This is a genomic window from Brevibacterium aurantiacum, from assembly GCF_900169065.1.
GTDB classification, from domain to species: Bacteria; Actinomycetota; Actinomycetes; order Actinomycetales; family Brevibacteriaceae; genus Brevibacterium; species Brevibacterium aurantiacum.
This window is the reverse complement of the sequence record NZ_FXZB01000048.1, coordinates 1-8,632: the sequence shown is the minus strand read 5'-3', so window position 1 is coordinate 8,632 and position 8,632 is coordinate 1. Positions and strand designations below refer to the sequence as shown.

General features: G+C 62.0%; 5 protein-coding genes. 4 read left to right on the top strand and 1 reads right to left on the bottom strand.

Translation table 11 applies throughout. The features are described 5' to 3' along the window. The first annotated feature begins 147 nt into the window (after positions 1 to 147). Positions 148 to 966 carry a DoxX family protein gene (locus BAUR9175_RS18790; protein ID WP_180959290.1) on the top strand — a complete coding sequence of 273 codons (819 nt, stop codon included), beginning with the start codon at positions 148 to 150 and terminating at the stop codon, positions 964 to 966. A 21-nt stretch (positions 967 to 987) separates the two neighbouring features. On the opposite strand, the gene BAUR9175_RS18785 is transcribed toward BAUR9175_RS18790, so the two are convergent. Next, on the bottom strand, positions 988 to 2,127 hold the full coding sequence (locus tag BAUR9175_RS18785; RefSeq protein WP_257944381.1) for a DUF6882 domain-containing protein: 1,140 nt from the start codon (positions 2,125 to 2,127) through the stop codon (positions 988 to 990). A 229-nt stretch (positions 2,128 to 2,356) separates the two neighbouring features. Here BAUR9175_RS18785 and BAUR9175_RS18780 point away from each other — a divergent pair, with 229 nt between their 5' ends. The 3 genes from BAUR9175_RS18780 to BAUR9175_RS18770 all read left to right on the top strand — a co-directional run bounded on the left by BAUR9175_RS18780 (position 2,357) and on the right by BAUR9175_RS18770 (position 8,365). Further along, complete coding sequence (locus BAUR9175_RS18780; protein WP_096158219.1) at positions 2,357 to 4,090, top strand: ABC transporter ATP-binding protein; 1,734 nt, start codon at positions 2,357 to 2,359, stop codon at positions 4,088 to 4,090. A 1-nt stretch (position 4,091) separates the two neighbouring features. Next, positions 4,092 to 6,239 (top strand): ABC transporter ATP-binding protein, encoded by a 2,148-nt coding sequence (locus tag BAUR9175_RS18775; RefSeq protein WP_096158220.1) that lies wholly within the window; start codon positions 4,092 to 4,094, stop codon positions 6,237 to 6,239. A gap of 395 nt (positions 6,240 to 6,634) precedes the next feature. Next, entirely contained in the window at positions 6,635 to 8,365 is a 1,731-nt protein-coding gene (locus BAUR9175_RS18770) for an ICP22 family protein (protein ID WP_101584950.1), read from the top strand. Positions 8,366 to 8,632: the final 267 nt, after the last annotated feature.

Genomic DNA, 8,632 nt, shown 5'->3' with positions numbered 1-8,632 from the left:
AGGGTTCCTTTCACTTGTCACGACTTCGATGTCGTGGGTGAAAGCAATCCTCCATGAGTGCTACCAGGTTCTTACATAGCTGCTACCACTTCGTTACACGTTCGCTACCGGAAGGCCCTTCCAAACACCCTCGTCCAATACGGCGAGATGAGTCCCATGGGACTGCTGTGGCGTTTCATGGCCTTCTCGCCGGGCGTCCAGGCTCTCGCAGGTCTCGCCGAAGTCGCAGCCGCTGCCTTCCTCCTGTTCCGGCGCACAGCGTGGCTGGGCGCCCTCCTGGCCGCTGTCGACATGACTGTCGTGTTCGTGCTCAACCTGACCTTTGACGTGCCCGTCAAACAGCTCTCAGGCATCATGGCGTTAGCAGGAATCATTCTCCTCATCCCCAACGTTCCTCGGCTCTGTCGTTTCCTGGTGGGCAAGACCACAGGACCGACCGTGGCACGGCAGATATCGACGCACCGCATCTTCGTGGCGATCACGCGCTGGACCGGGCCCCTGCTTGCGATTGCAATGCTGGGCGGCTCGGGAGCCGTGTTGGGAAACATGTCCGACTGGGCCAGGTTCGATGAGCCGAGTGAGATTGCCGGTATCTACACGGTCTCAGGTGGCAGCAGACCGAACTTCGGCGATTCCCAGCTGACCCAGGCTGCCTTCGGTCAACTGACGAAGGCGGGGACAGCAGCCGTCGGTTTGCGATACGAAGACGGAAGCCTGCAGAGAGGCACTTACAGCGTTGCAGACGGCAACGAAGTCACGATGAAACTCTATCCACAACAGAAGGGGTCACAGGGCCTCGACAGAGACTATGAGGATGAGGCGACTCTGACCTACTCCACCGACGAATCCGGCAACGTCAGACTCACCGGCCAGGGCCTGGTGACAACCCTGACCCCTGATCCTGAACGACGGTACCTCTTCGACCGCGACTTCAGCTGGGAACCGCGAGTGCCCATCAACCGTTGATGGGCACCCACCGTCTACGAATCAACGTCCGAAGAGCTTCGAGAACAGACCCTTCTTCTTTTTCGGCTCCTCAGCCTTGGTCTCTGCCTCTTGTGGCTGGCGATCGTCTTCCTGCGCCTCGTCTGCAGCGGAGGCGGCAGGCTGTGACTCGGGAGCCGTCGGCTGCGCCGATTCGGTGTCAGGTGTGGGACGAGCGGAAGCCGAGTCGCGCTCGTCACCGGCACTCGCCTCGGCGGGCGATGGGGTTGGGGCAGTCTCACGAGGCGCTTCGGTGGGAGACTCCGCCGGCGCCGGTGCAGAGGCGGCATCCGCCGATGTGGAAGCGGCTGTGCTCGTGTCAGCAGCAGCCGGTTCAGAGACCGGGCTCGACTCTGCAGGAACCGGCTGTGCAGCTGGCTCCCCGACAGGAGTTCCGGCAGCCTCGGAGTCTGTCGTGGACTTTCCGGTGGCCTGCGCGTACTGCTGCGCGGCCTCACCTTCGAGAGGTGCGCCCATCTCGCAATTGGAGATGCGGCGTTCCTCGTCGAAGGTCAGATCGGCCGACCCGTCGGCGAAGAGCAGACGCAGACCGCCCTCGGGCAGTTCCGCGGTGGGAATGCCGCGCTTGCTGACATACGCCACGAGCGCGGCGCGATGATCAGTCACCGTTGTCTGCGTCAGGCCCTGCATGAGGGCACGCACAGTGGTCTTGACCTGAGGCTCGGGCAAGGTCAGCTCCGGAGCATCAACGAGGAGCCAGACCGTCGTGCCGGCACCTGCTGCGGCCGGATAGTGCGCCCACTTTCCGGTGGCTTCCTTCGCCGCCAATGTCAGGCGCAGCGCCAACTCCTCGTCGAGGGGGAGCTCTTCCGTGATCAGCTCGGCCACATCCTCTGCGGCACCGAACTTGCGAACCTCATGGGCGAGACTGACGACGGGCTCGGGGAACTCGTTGACGTTCTCCCAACCCCACAGCCACGTGCTCTGCGCGCTTGACTCCGAGCCGAGCAGATGCGGGCGACCTCGCAGGACGGTTCCCTCAGCGGAGGTGAAGTTCAGATGCGGATCGGAGGTGAAGTCGACCTCCCATTCGGCATCGGCGATGAGGGCGCCGAAGTGCGTCTGCATCTCGGTGGAGAAGAAGACGGCGCGATTGACGAGGTCCTGCAAAGTTGTGCTCATGATTTCAAGACTAGAGGTGTCCGTGCGATTAGCGAGGAGGCACGCCCAGCCACCGGTGAGGTCGGACCTGGTTTCACCCGCTCGTGTCAGTGCCGCATGGTGAACTGTCAGCACAGAAGAAGCAGGCCAGATCTATTGCTCGGGAGGGGAGCGCATGTAAGATGGTCTGTTGCGCTTTTGAAATTCTCAACGCCGTTTCGCGAACCACTCATATCACTGGACTTCCATCGTGGCCCTATTACGCCTGTCCCTGAAATACGCTCGATCCTATTGGCTCTACATCGTCTTCGTCGTCGTCCTGCAGCTGGCCGCGACCATCGCAGCCCTGTTCCTGCCGAGCCTGAATGCACAGATCATCGACCAGGGTGTTGCCAAAGGCGATACCGACTTCATCTGGTCGACCGGAATGACGATGATCATCGTCTGCCTCGTCCAGGTCGTCACTGCCGTCACCGCCATCTTCTTCGGTGCCCGCACCGGCATGGGAGTGGGTCGGGATCTGCGCCGGGCTATCTACAGCAAGGTCGATGAACTCTCGACGCTGGAGGTGGGCAAGTTCGGCAGCGCCACCCTCATCACCCGCAACACCAACGACGTCCAGCAGGTCCAGATGCTGGTGCTCATGACCCTGAACTTCATGGTCTCCACTCCGATCATGTGCATCGGCGGAATCATCATGGCCCTGCGCGAGGACGTGGGACTGTCCTGGCTGGTGTGGGTGTCCGTGCCGGCGCTGTTCATCGTCGTCGGCATCCTCGTCTATCTGCTCATGCCGCTGTTCCGGCGGATGCAGGAGCAGGTCGATGACATCAACGGAGTCCTCCGTGAACAGATCACCGGCATCAGGGTCGTGCGTGCGTTCGTGCGCGAACCCTTCGAAGCCGACCGCTACGCCGACGCCAACCGGGCACTGACGCTGACCTCGGTCAAGGTCGGCAACCTCTTCGTGCTCATGTTCCCCGCGATCATGATGATCCTCCACTTGGCTACCGCCGCCGTGCTGTGGTTCGGCGGCCACCGCGTCGACGCAGGCCAGATGGAAGTCGGATCGCTCACAGCCTTCCTGCAGTACCTCCTGCAGATCCTCGTGGCCGTGATGATGGGTGTGTTCATGATGATGATGATTCCCCGCGCCGTCGTCTGTGCTGAGCGCATCTCCGAGGTCCTCGATTCCACCTCGTCCATGATCATCCCGAAGGGCGTCGACGAACTCCCTCGCCGAGGTGAGCTCGAGTTCCGCAATGTCACCTTCGGTTATCCCGGGGCTGAGGTTCCCGTTCTCGAGAACCTCAGCTTCACCGCACAGCCGGGAACGACGACTGCGATCATCGGTGCCACAGGTGCCGGCAAGTCCACCATCGTCAACCTCATTCCTCGTCTGCTCGATCCGCAGTCAGGTGAGGTGCTCATCGACGATGTCCCCGTCAGCGCATTCAACCGCCACCAGCTGGCACAGCTGGTCGGTCTGGTGCCGCAGAAACCGTATCTGTTCTCCGGCACGATCGCCTCCAACCTCCGGTTCGGAAACGAATTCGCCGATGATTCGGAACTGTGGGAGGCACTGACCACGGCCCAAGCCGACGACTTCGTCACCGACAAGACCGATCAGCTTGAGGCGAGCGTCGCCCAGGGCGGCACGAACTTCTCCGGCGGACAGCGGCAGCGGCTCTGCATCGCCAGAGCGCTGGCGGCCAAGCCGAAGATCTTCGTCTTCGACGACTCGTTCTCTGCCCTCGACGTCGCCACCGACGCCCGACTGCGCAGCGCCCTAGACGACACCACCGGTGATTCGACGGTGGTGGTCGTGGCCCAACGCGTCTCAACGATTCGAGACGCCGACCAGATCATCGTCCTCGACGAAGGCAAGATCGTCGGTCGGGGAACGCACGAGGAACTCGTCGACGCGAACGAGACCTACCAGGAGATCGTCGAATCCCAGCTGGCCACCGAAGGGGTGAACTGACATGGCGAACAACGAAACCACCACCTCGGCGACATCATCCACCTCGGCGGCGACAGTCGAACCCGATACGACGCAGAGCAGCGAAGAGGAGTACCTTCCCCAGGGTGATGAAGGGGACATGTTCAGCGACACCCCGGCCCGGAAGGCCAAGCACTTCTGGCCCTCGGTCAAACGACTCTTCGGGCTGATGGCGACGGAGAAGCTCGGCCTCATCAACGTCGTGGCGCTCGTCATCGGCTCGGTCATCCTCACCGTCATCGCCCCGAAGGTGCTGGGCAAGGCCATGGACATCGTCTATTCCGGTGTCATCGGGTCACAGCTGCCGGCGGGAGCCGACATCGACGACATCATCGCCGGTGCCCGCGCCGAAGGCAGGGACGACTTCGCCAATATGCTCGCCACGGCAGAAGTCGTTCCCGGACAGGGCATCGACTTCAACGCCCTGGGCCAGATCATCATCATCGTCCTCCTCATGTACCTCGTGGCCTCGATGCTCATGTGGGCGCAGGGCTACATCCTCAACGCCCTCGTCATGCGGGTCGTCTACCGGCTGCGCGAAGACATCGAACGCACCATCAACAAACTCCCGCTGCGATACTTCGACACCAGGCAGCGCGGCGACGTGATGTCGCGGGTGACCAACGACGTCGACAACATCCAGCAGGCGCTGCAACAGGCCTTCTCTCAGCTCGTCCAATCGGCTCTGACCATTCTGGGAATCGGCGTGATGATGTTCATCGTGTCCTGGCAGCTGGCGCTGTTGGCACTCATCGCGCTTCCGTTGTCTGCGGTCATCGCCGGAGTCATCGGCACCCGGTCGCAGAAGATGTTCAAAGCACAGTGGAAGCACACCGGTGAAGTCAACGGACACGTCGAAGAATCGTTCTCCGGCCTCGACGTGGTCCGCGCCTTCGGCCGCGACGAGATCATGCTCGAAGAGTTCGACCGTCGCAACGAGTCCTTGTACCAAGCCTCGGCAGGTGCGCAGTTCGTGTCGGGCATGATCATGCCCGCAATGCAGTTCGTGTCCTACCTCAGCTACGTCCTCATCGCCGTCGCGGGTGGTCTGAAGGTGGCCTCGGGGCAGATGACATTGGGTGATGCGACCGCGTTCATCCAGTACTCCCGCGAGTTCTCCCAGCCGATCTCCGAGATGGCAGGCGTGGCGAACATGCTGCAGTCCGGCGTCGCCTCGGCGGAGCGGACCTTCGAACTCCTTGATGCCGAGGAAGAAGAGCCCGATGATGCCCAGGAGACGCTGCCGCAGCGCACACCGGGCCGGGTCGAGTTCTCCGAGGTCAGCTTCCGCTACACCGAGGACACTCCACTCATCGAGAAGGTCTCGTTCACGGCCGAGCCTGGTCACACGGTGGCCATCGTCGGGCCGACAGGGGCAGGTAAGACCACCCTGGTCAACCTGGTGATGCGCTTCTATGAGATCACCGGTGGTCACATCTACCTCGATGGCATCGATACCCAGGATCTGACTCGAGCAGATCTGCGTTCCCATGTGGGCATGGTGCTCCAGGACGCGTGGCTGTTCGAGGGCACCATCCGGGAGAACATTCGGTACGGCAGGCTCGACGCCACCGATGACGAGGTCATGGCCGCGGCCCAGGCCACCATGGTCGATCGCTTCGTGCGGCAGCTGCCCGAGGGCTATGACACGGTCATCGACTCCGACGGCGGCAGCGTCTCCGCCGGTGAACGCCAGCTCATCACCATTGCGCGTGCCTTCCTCGCCGACCCGTCGCTGCTCATCCTCGATGAGGCGACCTCCTCGGTCGACACCCGCACCGAGGTGCTTGTCCAGCAGGCCATGGCAGCGCTGCGAACGGACCGGACATCGTTCGTCATCGCTCACCGCCTCTCGACGATCCGCGACGCCCACACCATCCTGGTGATGGAGGACGGAGCCATCGTCGAACACGGCAATCATGAGGAGCTGCTGGCTGCCGAGGGTGCGTACTACCGCCTCTACATGTCGCAGTTCCGAGGCGAAGATGCGGAGGAGCAATTCACTGCCGAGGTGCTTGCCGAGACCGACACCGGAATCGTCGTCGACGATCACACCGACACTGATGATGCTGATGACACGGATGAGGTTGATGGCACTGGTGATAGTGACGGTGCCTCCACCGAAACCTGAGCCCTTTGCGAATGATGAATTGATCGCATCTGGTGACTCGGCCCCTGCAGCTTCGGCTGTGGGGCCCGAAATCAATTTACTTCGGAGGTAACGATTTTCGGCCCCAGACGATCATCTCTGCACAACCGTGACATGGACCCGACTCCGCTCATGCGCAGTCTCCGGCGCTGTTTCGGGAGTGAAAGACATGGTGGCGGGGGAGCCGGATCCGAAAGACGCAGGGCCGACCGCAGACCGGAATATTGCGAGGTCTCAAAGAGATAAACATTCTGGAATATCTCAATCACATTTCCGTCATGAACTAAAAGACCAAAAGTCGCACCCCACTAACTACGTACGTATGGTCCTTTCCATAACCGAACATGGCAGCCACACAGTTCTCTGGAAGGAACATCATGAAACGGCTGGCACTTGCAGCAAGCATCGCCCTGGCAGTCTCCACTATGGGAGTCGGTCCGGCGGTCGCAAACACAACGACGACAACCCAAGCCTCGGCCGCGCAAGAAGGCGCAGAGGCTCTCAGCGAAGCCCCCGCCGATCCCGGTGAAGGCGACGATACCGGCGCCGACGCAGCCGACCCGGGCACAGGTACCACTGAAGCGGAGGGTGACGCTGAGGCCACCGAACCACCTACGGACGAGGCAGCCGATCCGAACGCAGCTGACGACGGCGCAACTGATGACGGCACAGCTGACGACGGCGCCAACGACGGCGCAGAGGAATCCGCGGCTATCGAAGCCGGCTTCTCGCTTGAGAAGACAGAGATGACGGCCGAAGAGATCGGTGACCCCAACCAGGGCATCCGATACACCGTCGATCCTCTCAAAGCTGGGGACGTTGTCACCGCCGAACCTGGTGAGGCCACGTCGACGACCGTTGAGAGTGACGGTGCCTTCACCGGAACGATCCTCGGCAATACCGAGCTCAAGGCAGGCGACACGCTCGATGTCACAGTGGCTGTCGCCCGCGCCGGTGAGGAGTCGAAGACCTTCAGCGGCAGCGTCACCGTCGTCGCACCCGATGATGAGGATGCGGAGGCTGACCTCACGGTCTCGCCGAATACTCAGAGCCTGGATGACTTCATGAACGATGGTGTCAAAATCACCCTCGTCAACTGCGTGGTGGATGAAGAGGTCAATTTCCGCATCACTCGCCAGGGCGACCCCGACGCCACTATCTGGGAAGACTCGCAGATGGCCGGTGAGGATGCGGCCGGATTCACCACCTTCATCCCCGGTACAGGCGGTGACGGCTGGGTCGGTGACTTCGTGGTCACGGCTTCGTGCGGGGACAAGAGCGCGGAGTCGACCTTCACCGTGACCGAAGGCGAAGGCGAAGGCGACGGCGACGGCGATGAATCGAACGCGGATCTCACCGTGACACCCAAGACTCAGGGGCTGCAGAAGTTCCTCGAGAACGGAGTCCACCTGACGTTCGTCAACTGCCATGTTGACGACGAGGTGAACTTCCGAGTGAGCACAAAGCGTGATCCTGACACCACTGTGTGGGAGGAATCGCAGGAAGCAGGTGAGGACGCCGCAGGGTCCGCGAACTTCGTCCCCGACGGTGATGGCGGTACAGGGTGGGTCGGCGACTTCCTCGTCATGGCCACCTGCGGAGACCGCAGCGCGGAGACCACGTTCACCGTGACCGATGATGGCAGCGTTGTCGACCCCAAGCTCGCCATCGACCCGAAAGAGATCTCCGGCGAGGACTTCGTCAACCGGGACAAAGGCGTGACGATGACAGTGACCGAGTGCGAGCCCGGCAGTGACATTCTGTTCGAGGTCTGGGGATTCGAACCCAGCGAGAAGCTCTATGACAGGACGGTCGAAGCCAACGAGAACGGTGCGGCCTCGGTCCAGGTCTACGGCCTCGACAACAGCCCGGCAGCCTATGTCGGTACCTACACGGTGAAGGTGAACTGCATGGACCAGGGCCTGAGCGGCGAATTCGTGGTCACCGGTACCGGAGGCGATGCCGGCGAAGGCGATGATCCCGGAAATGCCGGCTCGATGCCTCGCACCGGTGCTGAGATCACCGGACTCGCTGCGGGTGCCGCTCTGATTCTGGGAGGCGCGGTGACGATCCTCTTCGCTCGCCGCAAAGCTCAGTCCGGGCGGTGATCGATGACCCGGCGGGTTGGTGAACGCTCCCGGCCCGTCGGCGCGAATCGATTCTGACCCAAGGGCATTCGGCCCCGGTACACCGACTCATCGAATCTGATGATGAGTCGGTGTACCGGGGCCGAACTGCGTGCCACGAAGGTCAAGTCCCTTTTCGTGGTGTTCTTCGGTAGTTCCTTTAACTTGGTATTAAGCAGCGGGGTCGGGCTACGAATCACGCGGTCAGCGGCATCACCACCCCGACCGGGTCGACCTCGGTCTGCCCAT

Excerpts from the sequence above, each read along its gene's own strand:
- BAUR9175_RS18790 (WP_180959290.1), top strand. The coding sequence starts at position 148 with ATGAGTCCCATGGGACTGCTGTGGCGTTTCATGGCCTTCTCGCCGGGC.
- BAUR9175_RS18785 (WP_257944381.1), bottom strand. The coding sequence starts at position 2,127 with ATGAGCACAACTTTGCAGGACCTCGTCAATCGCGCCGTCTTCTTCTCC.
- BAUR9175_RS18775 (WP_096158220.1), top strand. The coding sequence starts at position 4,092 with ATGGCGAACAACGAAACCACCACCTCGGCGACATCATCCACCTCGGCG.
- BAUR9175_RS18770 (WP_101584950.1), top strand. The coding sequence starts at position 6,635 with ATGAAACGGCTGGCACTTGCAGCAAGCATCGCCCTGGCAGTCTCCACT.